This window comes from Oerskovia rustica, assembly GCF_014836555.1.
Lineage (GTDB): Bacteria > Actinomycetota > Actinomycetes > Actinomycetales > Cellulomonadaceae > Oerskovia > Oerskovia rustica.
This window is the reverse complement of record NZ_JACSQQ010000004.1, coordinates 172,333-189,046: the sequence shown is the minus strand read 5'-3', so window position 1 is coordinate 189,046 and position 16,714 is coordinate 172,333. Positions and strand designations below refer to the sequence as shown.

Sequence of the window (16,714 nt, the reverse complement as noted above, 5' to 3'; positions counted from 1 at the left end):
CAAGCACACTGTTGAGTTCTCAAGCAACCGACACGCACCGACTCCAACCCACCAGGGGCCTTCACTCGGGGCAACTTCTCTAACCTACCAGACCGGCTTCTTCGTTTCAAACCCGGCGAACCGGGTCAAACTCGGAGGTCGATCCCCGACGTCAGGCTCTGGAGGCGCGAGGCATCCAGATCAAGATGTCGGATTTCAGTCCGGGGCAACAGCCACTTCGCGGCGGCTCCGAAGAGCTTCGCAGTGGTGTCTGTCTCTCCCTGCCGGGCTGACTTCGAGAACATTACGGGGAGGTGAACGCTCCGGTCAACCCGGCCCCGCGTGACCCCGGTCACCGAGCAAGGCCACCGAGCAGGGGTCGTCGAGCAGGTCACCACCTCACATCACCACACCACCGACAGGCCGCCGCCTGCGCACCTCGACCAGGTCACCGACCTGCGCCACCGTCCGAGTCACCTTCCGAGCCGCCGACGGCCCCCCGGTACCGCTCCCCCATCTCGCGGACCGCGGTGCGCAGCTCGGCCGGCCCGACAACCTCGAACGGGACGTCGAACATGCCGACCCACGCGGCCAGCCCGCGCCACGACCACGACCCGGCGACGAGCCGGGACCGGTCGGGCCCGAGCGGCTCGATCAGTCCCTGGTCCCCCACCCACGGCGCGAGGTCGTCCGCCCGGGCGTGCAGGACGACCTCGCCCTCGGCGGGCCACCGCGGACGGGAGAACTGGTGTGCGACGTACGCGGCGACGTCGGGCACAGGGCCCGGCACACGGGTGCGCCGCGACCTCCCCGCACCGTCCCCCCACGCTCCCCCGCCGTTCCCCGGACGCGCACCCGGCGCTCCGTCCGCACTACCGCCCGCCGGTCCGCCACCGCGCGACGTCCCGGCCGCTCCTCCACCGGCGGCCCCACCGCCCGCCGGCACCGCCGGCAGCTCCCGCGGCGCGAACCGCGGCCCCGTGGGCGTCCGCGGGGTCATCCGGTCGACGCGGAACGTACGCCAGTCCTGGCGCTCGAGGTCCCACGCGACGAGGTACCAGCGCCCGCCCCACGTCACGAGGTGGTGCGGCTCGGCGCGGCGCGGGGGCCGGAAGGCCGCGTCGCCCGAGCCGAGCAGCGGCGCGGACCCGCCGTCGTAGTCGAAGCGCAGCACCTCGCGCGCCCGCACGGCGCTCCCCACCGCGACCAGCACGGCCGGGTCGACGTCGGGTCGCGCGGCCTGCGCGGACGACCGCACCACGGTCACCTCGAGCGCGTCGATCCGACCCCGCAGCCGCGCGGGCATGACCTGGCGGATCGTCGCGAGCGCCCGCTGCGCCGGTTCCTCCAGTCCGCCCACCTGGGAGGTCTGGAGGGCGACGGCGACCGCGACGGCCTGCTCGTCGTCGAACAGCAGGGGCGGGAGGTCGGCACCGGCGTCGAGTCGGTACCCGCCGTCGGGCCCCTTGGTCGCGCGCACCGGGTAGCCGAGCTCGCGCAGGCGGTCGACGTCGCGCCGCACCGTGCGCGGGCTGACGCGCAGGCGCTCGGCGAGCGCCTCCCCCGGCCAGTCGCGGCGGGCCTGCAGCAGGGAGAGGAGGGCGAGGAGCCGGGCCGAGGTCTCGAGCATGGTCCCAGCGTCGCACGAGGTAGCGGACAGAACCTGACCGCTACCTCCACCAGGGTGGAGTCATCACCCACTCCTGGAGGACACCGTGATCCACACCCGCTCCCTCACGAAGGACTTCGTCGTGAGCCGCCACGAGACCGTGCACGCCGTGCGCGGGATCTCGCTCGACATCGAGCCGGGCGAGCTCGTCGCCGTCCTGGGCCCCAACGGGGCCGGCAAGACCACGACCCTGCGCATGCTCACGACGCTCGTCGCACCCACCTCGGGCAGCGCGACCGTCGCGGGGTACGACGTCGTCGCGCACCCCGCGCAGGTCCGTCACCACATCGGGTACGTCGGGCAGGGCAACGCCGCGGGCCACAACCAGCGGGCCGTCGACGAGCTCGTGACGCAGGGCGTCGTGTACGGCCTGGACCGCCGGGCCGCGCGCCGCCGCGCCGACGAGCTGTTCGAGGCGCTCGACCTGACCGCGCTGCGCACACGCAAGGTCGCGGACCTCTCGGGCGGGCAACGTCGCCGTCTCGACGTCGCGATGGGCCTGGTCCACTCGCCCTCTCTCCTGTTCCTCGACGAGCCCTCGACCGGGCTCGACCCGCACAACCGCGCCAACCTGTGGGAGCACGTCCTGCGCATGCGGGCCGACGCGCTCGCCACCACGGGCGACCCCATGACGATCGTCCTGACCACGCACTACCTCGACGAGGCCGACACCATGGCCGAGCGTGTCGTCGTCGTCGACCACGGCGAGGTCATCGCGGACGACACCGCGGAGGCGCTCAAGACGAACCTCGCCGGGGACCGCGTGGTCCTCGACGCCACGACGCCCGACGACGGCGCCCGCCTCGCGCAGCTCGTCTCCCGCGCGGACGGGGTCCGGGAGGTCGAGGTCGTCGGCGCCCAGGTCACGGCCCGCGCCGCGGACGGGCCCGCGCTGCTCCCGGCGCTCCTGCGCGCGGCCGACCACGGGGGCGTCGTCGTCGCCACGGCCCAGGTCCACCGCCCCACGCTCGACGACGTGTTCCTCGCGCTGACCGGTCGCAGCCTGCGCGAGACGGGGACGCCGGACGTCCCCGGCGCGACCTCACCCTCCGCACGAACCACCGAGAGCGCGACGCTCTCCGGGAAGGACGCAGCATGAGCACCGTCGACACCACCACGGGCCACGGCCCTTCTCCCACGCGCACGCAGCGCGGCACCGGCCCGACCGCAGGACGCCCCGGCGCCCGCCCCCGTGGGCGGCTCGCGAACCTCGCGCGCGACACCTCGATCGTCCTGGTCCGCGAGCTGCGCCCGCTGCTCCACGACCCGTTCTCGGTCGTGTTCGGCCTCGTGCAGCCGCTCGTGTTCCTCGCGCTGTTCGGCCCCCTGCTCGTCGGCACGCTCAGCGGGCAGGACGGCGGCGCGGACGGGACGCTCGGAGGCAGCGTCTGGCAGTGGTTCGTGCCGTCGATCCTCGTGATGACGACGCTCTTCGGCACCTCGACCACGGGCGCCAACCTCCAGCAGGAGCTCAACACCGGCGCGCACGAACGCATGCTCGTCTCGCCGCTCTCCCGGCCGTCGCTGCTCGTGGGACGTGCCCTCAAGGAGATGGTGCCGATCGCCGCGCAGTCCGTCGTGGTCGTGCTCGTGATGCTGCCGTTCGGGTTCGAGCTCTACCCCGTGGGCGCGGTGCTCGGGCTGCTCATGCTCGCGATCTTCGGGATCGGGGTCGGGTCGCTCAGCTACGCCCTGGCCCTCGCCGTCCGCAAGCAGGAGTGGATGTTCTGGCTCGTGCAACAGACGCTGCTCTTCCCGCTCATGATCCTGTCCGGCATGCTGCTGCCCCTCGAGACCGGCCCGTCGTGGATGCGGGCCGCGGGCCACCTCAACCCCCTGACCTACCTGGTCGACGCCGAGCGCTCGCTCTTCGCGGGCGATCTGACCTCGTCGACCGCCGCCTGGGGCTGGGTCGCCGCGCTGGTGACCGCCGCCGTCGGGCTGGCCGTGGGGATCCGGACCATGGTGCGCAGCACGGACTGACGCCGCCCGGGACGACGGAGGGTTCAGGCGTACTGCTCGCGGAACGCGTCCGTGAGCGTCGGCCCGCCGTCGCCCAGGCGCCACACGCTCCACCCGTCGGCCGTCGCCGTGCCCGACGCCGCGATCGCCGCCGCGTCCGGGTGACGGAACCGCGCGCCGTCGGTCAGCTCGATGAAACCGTCCGGGTACAGGACCGCCTCGAAGCGCTGCCCGCGGCGCGGGCGCGACCACACGAGCGACACGGGCGTGCCGAAGGCGCGGGCGAGCGCGTGCAGGTCCGGGTCGTCGTCCGGGTCGTCGTCCAGGTCGAGGCCGTGCGCCGAGACGGACGCAGCGGGTGGGGCCGGCACGAGGTCCTGGCCCAACGGGTCGATCGTGCTCAGGGCGTCGACCACCGGGACGTTCACGGGCGGCTGGTACGACAACGGGTCGTACGCGGGCGCCTCGGCCTCGTACGACTCCCGCGTCAGCACCGACTCCCGGGTCCGGATCGACTCGCGCGTGCGGATGGACTCGCGCGTCAGGATCGAGGCGCGGCTCGGCGTGCGCGACGACAGGGCGTCCTCCGCCGACTGCGTCGACGAGTAGCGGCCGAACTCCGCCGCCTCGTCCGCGGGCGGCGACGCGAGCAGGGGCACGGGCGGCACCGGCGGTACCTCCGGGACGGGCGGCACCGAGAGCTCGGTGGGCAGACCGCGGTCCGCGCCGAGCAGCGGTTCGTGGATCGGTTCGAGCGGCCCCGTCACGTCCGTCGAGCCCGCGGCGCTCCCGTAGACGGTCGCGGCGGCCTCGAGCTCCGAACCTCGACGACGGTCGGCGCGCGAGCGCTGCGTCACGATCGGCAGCTTGCCGGTGAGCGCGCGCCCCACCGCGACGCCCTCGGCGAAGTCCGCGGTGCGCTGCGCCGAGCGCGTGGGCTCGACCGCCGCCCGGCGAGGAGCGGCCGGGGCTGCCGGACGCGCCGTGCGCTCGGGCACCAGGGGCGAGACGTCGACGAACCGGCGGCCGTCCGCCCCGTGCATCACGCCGAGCTTGAGGACCGACACCGACGACCCGGGCTGACGCAGGAAGTCGAGGGCGTCGACGATGCCGTCCTCCGCGCTCGAGCAGATGACGATCAGGCGGGCCCCCGTGGCCCGCGACGTCGCCTGCGAGCGTGTGAGCGGCACGTTGTCGTAGAACGTCGTGACGTCCTGCTGGAACCGCGCTGCGCCCCCGACGTAGCGGCTCGCGAGCTCGGCCCGCGTGAGCTGCCCCGCACGGCCGGCGTGGTTCATGGCCCGGGTCAGGGTCTCCTCGGTCAGCTCCGAGACGACCTCGATCACGACGGGCAGGCCCGCGGCGTCGAGCGCCAGCAGGTGCGGCTCGTCCGTCGACGACCCCTGCCTGACGGGGAAGATCTGCTCGCCGAGCAGGCCGTCCAGGTGGCCGTCGACCACGCGCTGCGCGACCGTGCCGAAGCCCCCACCCGCCGGCTGCGACGGGCGGACGAGAACTGGACGCTCGGCGTCCACCTCGAAGAGGGGCATCTGGGTCTCCTGCGGCTCGGGAAGCGACCTCGAACGCTGCCCGGGACGGCGGCGTTGCCGCATAGCCTACGACGCCCGTGCGAGCGACTCGAACGAGCCCGTTTCACCCACTGGGACGAGGCCGTCCCGGCCGGTCTCAGTCCTTGGCCAGGCGCTCCTCGACGCGCTCGACCTTGCCGGTCAGCTCCCCCGTCCGACCTGGGCGGATGTCCGCCTTGAGCACGAGCGAGACGCGGTGCCCGCCAGCACCCACGGCCTCGGTCGCTCGCTTGACGACGTCCATGACCTCGTCCCACTCACCCTCGATCTCGGTGAACATCGACGTGGTCCGGTTCGGCAGCCCTGAGGCGCGGACGATGCGGACGGCCTCGGCGACGGCGTCAGTGACGGACTCGCCGGCACCGAGCGGGGCGACGGAGAAAGCGAAGATGGCCATGAGGCCATCATGCCGCTTCTCGGGGGCTGGGCGGGGGCGGAGGTCACCGAGCGTGCAGTTCGGGTCGTCCCTGCGCCGAGAAGACGACCCGAAGTGCACACTCGGCGACACGTCTCGTCCCCCGTCGAGCCGAGCGTCGCCCGCTGCACGTAGCGTGGGCCACATGCGTATCGGAGCACACGTCGACCAGGCCGACGCCGTCAACCAGGCACGAGCGATCGGCGCCGACCAGGCCCAGGTCTTCCTGGGCGACCCCCAGGGCTGGAAGGGCGCCGAGTTCACGTACCCCGGCGGCGCCGAGGCCCTGCGCGCGGACGCCGCGGCCGCGGACCTCGACCTGTACGTGCACGCGCCGTACGTCATCAACGTCGCGAGCACCAACAACCGCATCCGGATCCCGAGCCGCAAGTCGCTCCAGAAGATCGTCGACGGTGCGGCCGAGATCGGTGCCAAGGGCGTGATCGTGCACGGCGGCCACGTGACCGCGACCGACGACGTCGCGGTCGGCTACGACAACTGGCGCAAGGCGATCGACGCGCTCGACGCCAAGGTGCCCGTCCTGATCGAGAACACCGCGGGCGGCGCCAGGTCGATGGCCCGCACGGTCGAGAGCATCGGGCGGCTGTGGGACGCGATCGGTGCCGCGGAGGGCGGCGACCAGGTCGGCTTCACGCTCGACACGTGCCACGCCTGGGCGGGCGGGGTCGACCTGAGCACCGCAGCGGACCAGGTCCGCGCAGTGACGGGCCGCATCGACCTGGTGCACGCGAACGACAGCCGGGACACGTTCGACTCGGGCGCCGACCGGCACGCCCACTTCGGTGACGGGCTCATCCCGCCCGACGAGCTGGTCGCGGTCGTCGCCTCGGCCGGGGCGCCCGTGATCTGCGAGACGCACGGCGACATGGGCCCGGACATCGCCTGGCTGCGCGCGCGCCTGGGCTGAGCGGCCCGACGGCGTCACCTGAGCCAGGCAGGGCGGGTACGGCAGGAGTCGAGATCGACCGCGCGGCGAACTCGCGGGTGGCGTCGCCCGAGCATGCGGTGGGCGTCCGTCTCAGGGTAGAGACGGACGCCCACCGCATGTTCGGCACCGAGAGGGCAGCGCAGGTCAGCCCGTGTTCTGCAGGCCCGCCGCGACGCCGTTGACCGTGAGCAGCAGCAGGTGCTGCAAGCCGTCCTTGTACTGGCCCTCCGCGCCCGAGCGCAGACCGCGCAGAGCACGGAGCTGGAGCAGCGACAGCGCGTCGACGTACGGGCTGCGGAGCTGGACCGCGCGCCCCAGGACCCGGCGGCCGGCCAGCGGCCACTCGTTCCCGGAGATCTTCAGGACCCACTCGCGCGTCAGGCGCAGCTCGTCGAGGATCTTGGCCGCGAGGTCGTCGCGGTCGCCGAGCGCGAGGTAGCGCTCCGCGATCCGCTCGTCGGCCTTGGCGAGCGACATCTCGACGTTGTCGATGAGCGTCGCGAACAGCGGCCAGTCGCGGTGCGCCTCGCGCAGGCGCTCCAGGTCGCCGAACTCCTTGAGCGAGGTGCCCAGGCCGTACCAGCCGGCGAGGTTGATGCGGGCCTGCGACCACGAGAACACCCACGGGATGGCGCGCAGGTCCTCGAGCGACTCGACGGAGAGCCCGCGGCGGGCCGGGCGCGACCCGATCGGCAGCAGGCCGACCTCCTCGAGGGGCGTGACCTCGGAGAACCACTGCGGGAAGCCCTCGCTGCGGACCAGTGCGTGGAAGTGCTCGCGCGACGACGCATCCAGAGCGGCTGCCACGTCGGCGAAGCGCGCGGTCGCCTCGGCGTTGCGGCGCTCGACCGACGGTGCGGAGGCCAGCAGCGTCGCCGCGGCCACCTGCTCGATGTGGCGGGCCGCGATCGTCGGGTCGCCGTACCGGGCCGTGATGACCTCGCCCTGCTCGGTCAGCTTGAACCGGCCGTCGACCGAGCCCGGGGGCTGGGCGAGGACGGCACGGTTCGCGGGACCGCCACCACGACCGAGGGCACCGCCGCGGCCGTGGAACAGCGTCAGGTTGATCTCGTGGCGCTGCGCCCACTGCGCGATGCGGCTCTGGGCGGAGTGCAGCGCGAGGGTCGCGGAGACCGGTCCGACGTCCTTGGACGAGTCCGAGTAGCCCAGCATGACCTCGACCTTGCGGCCGTTCTCCGCGAGGCGGCGCTGGACCTGCGGCAGCTCGAGCGAGGCCTCGAGGATCTCGACGCTCGCCTCGAGGTCCGCGAACGTCTCGAACAGAGGGATCGCGTCGATCACGGGTGCGTCGTCGGCGCCCTCGAACGCGAGCTCGGCGAGCTGGTAGACCGCGGCCAGGTGCTCGGGCTTCTGCGTGAACGACACGATGTAGCGGCGGGCGGCTCGCACGCCGTAGCGCTGCTGGATCGAGCCGATCGCGCGGTACGTGTCGAGCACCTCGCGCGTGCGGTCGGACAGCGCGCCGTGCACGCCGTGCTCCGCGATCTCCGCGAGGGCGGCCTCGTGGACCTGCGAGTGCTGGCGCACCTCGAGCTCGGCCAGGTGGAACCCAAAGGTCTGCACCTGCCACACGAGCTGCTGCAGGTCGCCGTACGCGGCACGGGGCGCGCCCGCCGCGATGAGCGAGTCCTGGACGACCTTGAGGTCGGTCTCGAGCTGCTCGGGCACCGTGTACGCGAGGTCCGCGTCCCGCAGCCTGGTCGCGGCGATGCGACGGGCCACGACGAGCATGACCGCGCGGTGCGGCTCGGCGGGAGACTCCGCGGCGGCCTCGGCCGTGATGGCCTCGGAGAGCTGGCGCTGCTTCTGCCACAGGGAGCGCAGCCCGTCCGACGCGGGCGTGCCCTGCTCGTCGAGCGTGAGCGTGCGCCCGATGCGCTGCGCCGCACGCTCGAGGGCCTGGAGAGCGTGGTCGGCCGCGATGGCCGCTGCCTGGCGCGTGGTCTCCGCGGTGACGTTCGGGTTGCCGTCGCGGTCGCCGCCGATCCAGGTGCCGAGGCGCACGAACGGTGCCGCCTGCGGGCGGTCGTGGCCGGCCTTGTCGGCCAGCAGCCAGTCGTCGAGGCGGCGGTAGACCGTCGGGAAGACCGTGAAGAGGGTGGCGTCGAACACGCTCATCGCGGTGCGGACCTCGTCGAGCGGCGAGGGCTTCGCGGCGCGGATCGGGGACGTGCGCCACATGCCGTCGATCTCGGCGAGGAGCTTGCGCTCGTTCTCCGCGAGCGACGCACCACCGGACGGCAGGGAGTCGCGCTCGGTGAGCAGCCCGGACAGGCGGCGGATCGAGGCCGAGATCGCCCGACGCCGGGCCTCGGTCGGGTGCGCGGTGAGGACCGGGCGGAACTCGAGCCGCTGCAGGCGGGCGAGGGCCTCCTCGTGACCCACCTCGTCCGCGAGCTGCGTGAAGGCCTCGGGGAGGGTGTCGTCGACGACCGACGGCGCGAGCTCGGCCTCACGGTCGTGCAGGACGCGCACACGGTGGTGCTCCTCGGCGAGGTTCGCGAGGTGGAAGTACACGGTGAACGCGCGGGCCACCTGCTCGGCGCGCTCGTGGCTGAAGCCCTCGACGAGGCGCTCGGCCTCCTCGAGCGCGGCGTCCGCGTGCTCGCCGTACGCGCGGATCGAGAGCTCGCGCAGGTGCTCGACGTCGTCGAGCAGCGCGGGATCCCCCGACTCCGTCAGGACTGTGCCGAGCAGACGGCCGAGGAGCCGGACGTCGTCGCGCAGCGGCGCCGGGACCTCGTGCCGGGCGCCCGTGCGGCCGTTGCCGTCGGTGGATGCGGAGGAAAGGTTGTCGGTCACGGGTCCGTAGCCTAGGCGCTCGACGGCTCGGCATGTCGAGGGCGTCTGCCTGGTGGTCGATCCGTCGGACCGGACGGCGAACGCCGGGCTGCTGAGATCGAGCACGACGCCCGGGCGAGAAGACCTCGCCCGGGCGCGTGACGTCGTCGGGCCGGGGTCAGTGCGTGAACGCGCCCTGCCACACCGTGTCGAACGGCGCGTGCGAGCTCACGCGCGCCTCGATGGCCTCGGTGACCATCTGCTTCGCGACGCCCACTGCGCGCTCGACGTCGTTGCCCTTGGCGAGCTCGGCCGTGATCGCCGCCGCGAACGTGCAGCCCGCTCCGCTCACGCGCTCCTCGCCGACCTTGGGGACGGAGAAGACCGTGATCTCCTGGCCGTCGAACAGGACGTCGACCGCGTCCGGGCCGGGCAGCTCGACGCCCCCCTTGACGACCACGAAGTCCGGGCCCAGGGCGTGGATGCGCTCGGCGGCCTCGACCAGGTCGTCGACCGACTCGATCTTCTCCATGCCGGACAGGATCTTCGCCTCGAACACGTTCGGGGTGATGACGGTCGCGAACGGCAGGATCTTCTCGCGCAGCGCGGTGTCGGTGTCGAGGGCCGCGCCCGGCTCCTGGCCCTTGCAGATGAGGACCGGGTCGAGGACCACGTGGTGCCAGCGCTTGCTCGCGAGCGACTCCGCGACCACGTCGATCGTCGCGGGCGTGCCGAGCATGCCGATCTTCACGACGTCGAGGTCGTACGTGGCGTTCGCGGCCTCGAACTGGTCCGCGATGACCTGCGGCTCGACCGGGACGAACCGGTGGCCCCAGCCGTTCTTCGGGTCGAACGACACGATGCACGTCAGGGTCCCGACGCCGTAGACGCCCAGCTCCTGGAACGTCTTGAGGTCGGCCTGGATACCGGCTCCCCCGGTGGCTTCCGATCCGGCGATGACGTACGCGAGGTTGACCATGGTGCTGCCTGTGTCCTTCGAGGAAGAGTGGTGGGACCGGGCCTGGCCCCCGGGAAAGCGTACGCCGCACCGCCGGGGCGGCGGTGGTGGGGCGGCGTCGGCGCCCGCTCGCGCCCGTCAGCGCCGTCAGCGCCGTCAGTACCGTCGCAGCCCTCACCGCCCCGGCCGCACCAGCTCCGCCTCGTACGCGAGGATCACGAGCTGGACCCGGTTCGTGAGCCCCACCTTGGTCAGCAGCGAGCGGACGTGGCTCTTGACGGTCGCCTCCGAGAGGAACAGCTCGTCCCCGATCTCCTTGTTGGACAGGCCACGAGCGACGGCGAGCAGCACCTCGCGCTCGCGCGGCGTCGCGAGCTCGAGCCCGGCCCCGGCACGCGGGGCCGCCGCGACGCCCGAGCCGGCGTGCCAGTCCGAGAGCTCGACGTACCGCTCGATGATCCGCCGCGTGACGCCCGGGTCCAGCAGGCTGTCCCCCGCCCGGACGCGGTGGACCGCGTTCACGAGGGCCTCGGGGTCGGCGTCCTTGAGCAGGAACCCCGCGGCCCCCGCGCGCAGGGCGCCGTAGACGTACTCGTCGTCGTCGAACGTCGTCAGGACGAGCGTGCGCACGCCCGCGAGCGCCGGGTCCCCGGAGATCTGCGCGGCGGCGTCGATCCCGTTGAGGTGCGGCATGCGCACGTCCATGAGGACGACGTCGGGCCGCAGGGCGTGGGCCATCCTGACGCCCTGGGCGCCGTCGGCGGCCTCGCCCACGACCGTGATGTCGGGCTCGTTGTCGAGGATCATGCGCAGGCCCAGGCGGATCGTCGCCTGGTCGTCGACCACGACGACGCGCACGGGCTCGCTGAAGGCTCGGCTCTCGGCGACGACGTGGCCGAGGACGAGCCCGGGCAGGGCGCCGGGCTCCGGAGGGGGAGGCGGGACGGGGGCGTGGGTCATGAGGCCTCTCGGGGCAGGACGGCCTGGACGCGCCAGCCGCCGTTGTGGTCGGGTCCGGCGGACAGCGTGCCGCCGCACGACAGCGCGCGTTCGCGCATGTTCAGCAGCCCGTTGCCGCCGTGCAGGTCGGGGTTGTCGGGCAGGGGCGGGCCGGGGTCGCTCACGGCGACGCGCACGTACCCGGGCGTCGCGACGACCTCGAGGCTCAGGCGCGGGGCGAGCGAGTGCAGCAGCACGTTGGTCAGACCTTCCTGGGCGATGCGCACGACGGCGAGGCTCACCTCGGGTCGCAGGTCGCCCAGGTCGTCGGGCAGGTCGAGCTCGACGTCCCGTCCGGACGCGGTCAGACGTGCGGCCGCAGCCCGGACGTCGACGAGCGCCGGGGCGGGCGCGAGCTCGAGCGCCTCCCCGGTCTCACGACGCAGCACGTGCACGACCGAGCGCATCGAGGTCAGCGCCTTCTTGCCCTCCTCCGCGATCCACGTGACCGCCTCTGCCGGGGCCCGGGGCTGGTTGGGGGCGACACGGTCCGCGGCCTGCGCCCGGACGACGATCGCGGACATGTGGTGCGCGACGACGTCGTGCAGCTCGCGTGCGATGCGCGTGCGCTCGGCGAGCACCGCCTGCTGTGCCAGCACCCCCTGCAGTGCCGTGAGCTCCTCGTTGCGCGCGCGCAGCTCCTCCCCCGTCACGGCGATGCGCCGGACCATCCACCCGAGCGCGACGGCCGCGAGCGCCAGCGCGACCGTGGAGAGGACGTCCGAGGGGGTCGCCCACGAGTTGATCTTCCCGTACCCGAGCAGGGACTGGAGGTACAGGTTGAGCGCCCACCCCGACAGGACGGCCCCGATCGCCGTGAGCGCCGGCGGCACGGCTCCCTGCCGGGTCGCGCAGAAGCCCGCGACGAGGAACGGTGCGAGGTGGAACAGGCTCGACGAGACGCCGGACTGGAACAGGGGGTAGAACATCGCGGTGCCCCAGAACGCCCACCCCGGCGCGACGCGCCGCAGGGCGAGCACCCCCACGAGCCAGGCCCCCGTCCACCAGTACGGCTCGATGAAGTGCGGCCTCCAGTAGTCGCCCCGGTACATGTACCCGACGAACCCGAACCACACCGCACCGACCCCGAGGGCCGCGAGGAGGTCCTGCGCCCAGACGGGCGCGCGGCGGAGGGCGAGGTGCACGGACCCACCGTAGCGAGGCGGGGTCCGCTCCGGCACCGCCCTGGGGCGGGGGCCCGACGGCGTCGCGTCCGCCCTGGGAGGGAGCGCGCCCGGGCGGGACGCGCCCTGCGGCCAGGGGCAGGGCCGCCCCGGGGTCGATGCCCGGGGGGCGTGGGCCGGGAGAGGGTCGGGACATGTCCCGTGCTGCGTCTCCCCCACCCCCGGCCCACCGATGCCGACCGTCCCTCGCGGACCGCGTGTACGCGGCGGTCATCGGGGCCGGGATCCTCGCGAGCGCCGTGTCGGCGTACGAGCTCGTGGCGCAGGGCGCCCCGGTGTCGACATCGTCGATGTCGGTGCTGTCGGTGCCGGCGGACCCGGCGGAGCCGGTGGGACCTGCGGAGCCGGTGGGACCTGCGGGACCGCCGGTGCCCACGTCCACGCCCGGGACCGGGGACACGTCCGGTGGGACGTGCCCCGCGCGCGGCGACGGCTCGTCCGGCGGGTGAACCGTCGGGTGACCTGTGGGACCGGCGGGTGCACTGCGGCGCCGACCCCTGAGGCCGACCCGCTACGCGACGCCGGGCTCGCGCCGCGGCACGGCGTGGTCGGTCACCTCGGGGGCCGCGAGCATCTCCGGTGCGCCTCGCACGAGGAGCCAGGCCGGCAGGATCGCGAGGCACAGCACGGGCAGGACCCCGACGTCTCCGACGACGGCGACCGCGACGAACAGCGCGATCCACCCGTCGCGTCCCACGGCCAGGACCACGCCCAGGACGCCGCTCGCGACCGAGAGACCGAGCGGCGCGCCCGGGAAGGCCGCGTTGACGGCCACCCCGGCGGCGACCCCGATGAACACCGCGGGGAAGATCCGCCCGCCCCGGAACCCCGCCGCGGCCGCGATCACGAGCGCCACGAGCTTGACCGCGAAGATGAGGACCAGGTTCCACGTCGAGAAGTCGGCGCGCTGCTGGACGAGCTCGAACGACTGCTGGGAGCCCTTGAACAGCGTGAGCGGGCCACCGATCGCGCCCAGGACGCCCAGGAGCACGCCGCCGAGCGTCACGTACAGGACCGGGTTGCGCATGCCGTGGAAGAACCGGTGCACGTGCGGGAACGCGAGCACGCCCAGCAGGGCGGCGCCTGCGGCGAGCGTCGCGACCGCGAGCGAGATCCCGACGTCGCCGATGTCCGGCACCCCGAGGTCGGGCAGGTCCATCGACGCGAACGGGCGACCGAACGCGTCCATGGTCATGGCCCCCGCACCGGCCGAGACGAGCGGGAGGAACAGCCGGTCGAACAGCGGGCCGCCCCGGGGGAAGCCCGCGACGACCCCGGTGAACACGAGCGCGGCCGCGACGGGCGTCCCGAACAGCGCGCCGATCGTCGCGGCCGCCGCGAGCATCACCACGAGGTCCGTGGGTACCTGGGGCCACAGCCGCGCGACCAGTGCCACGAGCAGCGCGGTGTTGATCGCGATGATCGGGTTCTCGGGCCCCAGGCTCACTCCCCCGGCGAGGCCCAGGACCGTGACGACCACGAGGCTGGGCAGCACGCGCAGCGGCAGCGGGGGCGCGATGAGCTCGGTCGTCGCGGAGTCGCGGCCGCCGTGCCCCGGGACGAGCCACACCACGAGCCCCACGAGCAGGCCCGCACCGGTCAGCATCGCGAAGATCCACCAGCGCGAGTCCGGGTCCATGCCCAACGACCCCGGCAGGTCCGTCCACAGGAGGTCCTCGGCCTCGGCCGACAACCAGTCGAGGGCGTAGAGCACGAGCGCCGAGATCATCCCGACGAGCACCGCCGGGACGCTCAGCCGCAGCAGTGTGCGCAGCGCAGGGGCGTCCGGCTGGCCCGCGGCGGCAGCGGGCACCGGGTGGGGGGTCGCATCCTCGTCCCGCGCGGGCATGCGCCCAGCGTGGCACGCACGAGGTCGGTGCGCGCCCCGGGGCCGACGCCGGTCGCCCGACGGCGACGCATCAGCCCCAGGGCTGAGCCCACCCCGCGAGGTCCGCGCCCTGAGGCGAGGGCGCGTGCCGCCGTCGGGCCGATGTCCCTGGCGCGAAGCCTTGGGAAGGTCGACGGGTGCCCCTCCGCAACGACGCCCGCACCGCGCGCGGCCACCGCCCCGCATGGACCGCGCCCTGGCCCGACGCCGCCACCCGCGCCGCGCAGGCGACGCGCCACGACCTGCACCGAGCCCGCGCCGTGACGTACGGGATCGTGCTCACGCTGCTGGTGACGGCCGCCGTCGAGGCCGAGGTCTGGCCGCTCACCGCGTACCGGCTCTTCAGCACGGTGCGGACCGGCACGACCGTGAGCCTCGAGCTCGTGGCCGCGACCGACGACGGCGACGTCCTCGTCCAGCCGGCCGACCGCTCCGAACCCCTCGCCACGACGGCCCGCCAGTACCCGGACCTCTCCACGGCCACGCCCGAACGGCGCCGCGAGATGGTGACCGCGTGGCTCGCCCTGGCCGGGATCGACCCTGCGGCCGTGACCACGGTGCGGCTCGAACGCGCGGTGCGGACGCTGCCCGACGGGACCAGCACCTGGGTCGAGCGGTCGCGCGAGACGGTCCTGGAGGTCGTGCCGTGAGCGGCCCCGCGGGCTCGTCGCTGTGCCGGGCGGCGCGCGTCGTCGACCGCGCCCTCGTGGCCCCCGGGCCCGCCCACCGGCTGCTCGAGGTGCGCACGCTGCTCGCTCTCGTGATCGGGCTGCGCCTGGCCACCCGCGACTGGACCAGGATCGCCGACCGACCGGCCGCACTCACCGACCACGGGACCGTCATGGGCTGGCTGCTCCTCGCCCCGCCCGCGTGGCTGCTCGTCGTGGTGCAGTGCGCCGGGCTCCTGGGGGTGGCGCTCGTCGTGGCGCGCCGCTCCGGACGCGCGGGGTTCGTGCTCGCCTGGTGCGCGTACACCGCGCTCGCTGCCCTGTGGGGCAGCTCGGGCAAGGTCCTGCATCCCGACGTCCTGACCGTCACGGTCGGGTTCGTCCTGCTCCTCGCCGCCGACCCGCCGCAAGCGCTGCCCGCCACCGGGCGGAGCCCGCACTGGGGATGGCCACCGCGTGCCGCGCTCGCGGCGCTCGCCACCGTGTACTTCCTCACCGGCGCGCAGAAGCTGCGGCACAGCGGCACCGGGTGGGTCTTCAGCGACAACATGTCGTGGGTCCTGCGCCAGGGCGGGAGCGGGTCCCCGTTCGGGGAGGCATGGGTCCACGCCGTCGCCGACCAGCCGTGGCTCACGCAGGCGCTCGCGGGCGGGGCGCTCGTGCTCGAGCTGACAGCTCCGGTGTGGCTCGCGATCCGGGTCACGCGCGTCCCGTTCGTGCTCGCGGTCGCCGCGATGCACGGCAGCATCTGGGCGTTCCTCGGGCTGGACTACTCGGCGTGGGTCCTGACGGCCGCGGCCGTCGCGGTGCCGATGGCGCTGCGGCCCGGGCGACGGCTGCCGGGGCGGTGGTTGTCGGGGCCGAGGTTGTCGGGGCGGTGGTTGTCGGGGCCGGCGCACGAGGACGGGGCGCGCCCCGCTGCGGGAGCCGTCGTCGAGATGCGGCGAAGTGGGGTCACGGACCGACCGTGACCCCACGTCGCCGCATCTCGCGTCGGGCTCAGGCCGTGCGGCGCAGCCGGGCGCCCAGCGCGTAGGCCCCGACGACGGTCGCCGCGGCGACCAGCACCACGTCCTTGAGGACGTACTGCCCGAGCAGCGTCATGCCGGAGCCGAACAGCTCGTCGAAGAACAGCACGGTCGGGGCGAGGATCCCGACGAACGCGCCGGCCATGACCACGAGCCCCGCCCGCAGCCAGTACCCGCTGACGAGCGTGAGGCCGATGAAGCACTCGACGACCGCGGTCACGACCACGGCGACCGTGCCGTGGACGAGCCCCAGGGTCAGGGTGTCGATCGTGCGCTCGGCGACGACCTCGGCCGGGCTGGCGCCGGGGAAGAACTTCAGGACCCCGAACCCGAGGAAGACCAGGCCGAGCGCGACCCGCAGGGCCGGGACGGACCAGCGGGTCAGGAAGCGTGCGAGGGCGTCGACGGCGTCGCTCACGTGGGTCGAGACGGAGCCTCGGCGGGAGATCGCCGGACCGTTGACGGAGAGGGTGGACATGGACGTGCCTTTCGGGAGGTGGTGGGTTGTCGGCGCCTCGTCGTCGGGCGCACACCCAGAAGGAGCCCTCCCGGGCGACGGGTGATGCGGGTCACACCACGTTTCACCCACCCGCCCGCTCCGGCACCACGAAGGCCTCGACGGCT

At 73.9% G+C, this 16,714-nt stretch carries 14 protein-coding genes; 5 read left to right on the top strand and 9 right to left on the bottom strand.

The window, feature by feature from the left end; translation table 11 throughout:
• Positions 1-427 precede the first annotated feature (427 nt).
• Positions 428-1,609 (bottom strand): helix-turn-helix transcriptional regulator, encoded by a 1,182-nt coding sequence (locus H9652_RS03890; RefSeq protein ID WP_191794933.1) that lies wholly within the window; start codon positions 1,607-1,609, stop codon positions 428-430.
• 85 nt (positions 1,610-1,694) lie between these two features.
• Between H9652_RS03890 and H9652_RS03885 the strand changes: the two genes are divergently transcribed.
• Both H9652_RS03885 and H9652_RS03880 read left to right on the top strand, forming a co-directional pair.
• Entirely contained in the window at positions 1,695-2,747 is a 1,053-nt protein-coding gene (locus H9652_RS03885; protein ID WP_191794930.1) for an ATP-binding cassette domain-containing protein, read from the top strand.
• Positions 2,744-3,631 carry an ABC transporter permease gene (locus H9652_RS03880; RefSeq protein WP_191794927.1) on the top strand — a complete coding sequence of 296 codons (888 nt, stop codon included), beginning with the start codon at positions 2,744-2,746 and terminating at the stop codon, positions 3,629-3,631. Before H9652_RS03885 ends, H9652_RS03880 begins: the two co-directional genes overlap by 4 nt.
• 23 nt (positions 3,632-3,654) lie before the next feature.
• On the opposite strand, the gene H9652_RS03875 is transcribed toward H9652_RS03880, so the two are convergent.
• Both H9652_RS03875 and H9652_RS03870 read right to left on the bottom strand, forming a co-directional pair.
• Positions 3,655-5,160, bottom strand: coding sequence for a restriction system modified-DNA reader domain-containing protein (locus tag H9652_RS03875; RefSeq protein ID WP_191794924.1), 1,506 nt, complete (start codon positions 5,158-5,160; stop codon positions 3,655-3,657).
• A 136-nt stretch (positions 5,161-5,296) separates the two neighbouring features.
• Positions 5,297-5,596, bottom strand: a complete 300-nt coding sequence (locus H9652_RS03870; RefSeq protein ID WP_138827129.1) for an MTH1187 family thiamine-binding protein — start codon at positions 5,594-5,596, stop codon at positions 5,297-5,299.
• A gap of 163 nt (positions 5,597-5,759) precedes the next feature.
• Here H9652_RS03870 and H9652_RS03865 point away from each other — a divergent pair, with 163 nt between their 5' ends.
• A complete protein-coding gene (locus H9652_RS03865; protein WP_191794922.1) occupies positions 5,760-6,542 on the top strand; it encodes a deoxyribonuclease IV in 783 nt (260 codons plus the stop codon).
• Positions 6,543-6,707: 165 nt separating this feature from the next.
• On the opposite strand, the gene H9652_RS03860 is transcribed toward H9652_RS03865, so the two are convergent.
• The 5 genes from H9652_RS03860 to H9652_RS03840 all read right to left on the bottom strand — a co-directional run bounded on the left by H9652_RS03860 (position 6,708) and on the right by H9652_RS03840 (position 14,355).
• Complete coding sequence (locus H9652_RS03860) at positions 6,708-9,386, bottom strand: phosphoenolpyruvate carboxylase (RefSeq protein WP_191794919.1); 2,679 nt, start codon at positions 9,384-9,386, stop codon at positions 6,708-6,710.
• Positions 9,387-9,543: 157 nt separating this feature from the next.
• The gene (thiD, locus tag H9652_RS03855; protein WP_191794917.1) at positions 9,544-10,344 is read right to left on the bottom strand and encodes a bifunctional hydroxymethylpyrimidine kinase/phosphomethylpyrimidine kinase; all 801 of its coding nucleotides are present in this window, start codon (positions 10,342-10,344) and stop codon (positions 9,544-9,546) included.
• Between the two features lie 153 nt (positions 10,345-10,497).
• Positions 10,498-11,283, bottom strand: coding sequence for a response regulator (locus H9652_RS03850; protein ID WP_191794914.1), 786 nt, complete (start codon positions 11,281-11,283; stop codon positions 10,498-10,500).
• The gene (locus H9652_RS20175) at positions 11,280-12,467 is read right to left on the bottom strand and encodes a sensor histidine kinase (RefSeq protein ID WP_191794912.1); all 1,188 of its coding nucleotides are present in this window, start codon (positions 12,465-12,467) and stop codon (positions 11,280-11,282) included. The genes H9652_RS03850 and H9652_RS20175 overlap by 4 nt, the downstream gene beginning before the upstream one ends.
• Positions 12,468-13,017: 550 nt before the next feature.
• Positions 13,018-14,355, bottom strand: a complete 1,338-nt coding sequence (locus H9652_RS03840) for an ion channel protein (protein WP_191794910.1) — start codon at positions 14,353-14,355, stop codon at positions 13,018-13,020.
• A gap of 176 nt (positions 14,356-14,531) precedes the next feature.
• Here H9652_RS03840 and H9652_RS03835 point away from each other — a divergent pair, with 176 nt between their 5' ends.
• Positions 14,532-15,044, top strand: coding sequence for a hypothetical protein (locus tag H9652_RS03835; protein WP_191794908.1), 513 nt, complete (start codon positions 14,532-14,534; stop codon positions 15,042-15,044).
• Complete coding sequence (locus H9652_RS03830; protein ID WP_191794906.1) at positions 15,041-16,033, top strand: hypothetical protein; 993 nt, start codon at positions 15,041-15,043, stop codon at positions 16,031-16,033. The genes H9652_RS03835 and H9652_RS03830 overlap by 4 nt, the downstream gene beginning before the upstream one ends.
• 28 nt (positions 16,034-16,061) lie before the next feature.
• Here H9652_RS03830 and H9652_RS03825 read toward each other — a convergent pair whose 3' ends face one another.
• Positions 16,062-16,568, bottom strand: coding sequence for a DoxX family membrane protein (locus H9652_RS03825; RefSeq protein ID WP_191794904.1), 507 nt, complete (start codon positions 16,566-16,568; stop codon positions 16,062-16,064).
• Between the last annotated feature and the right edge of the window lie 146 nt (positions 16,569-16,714).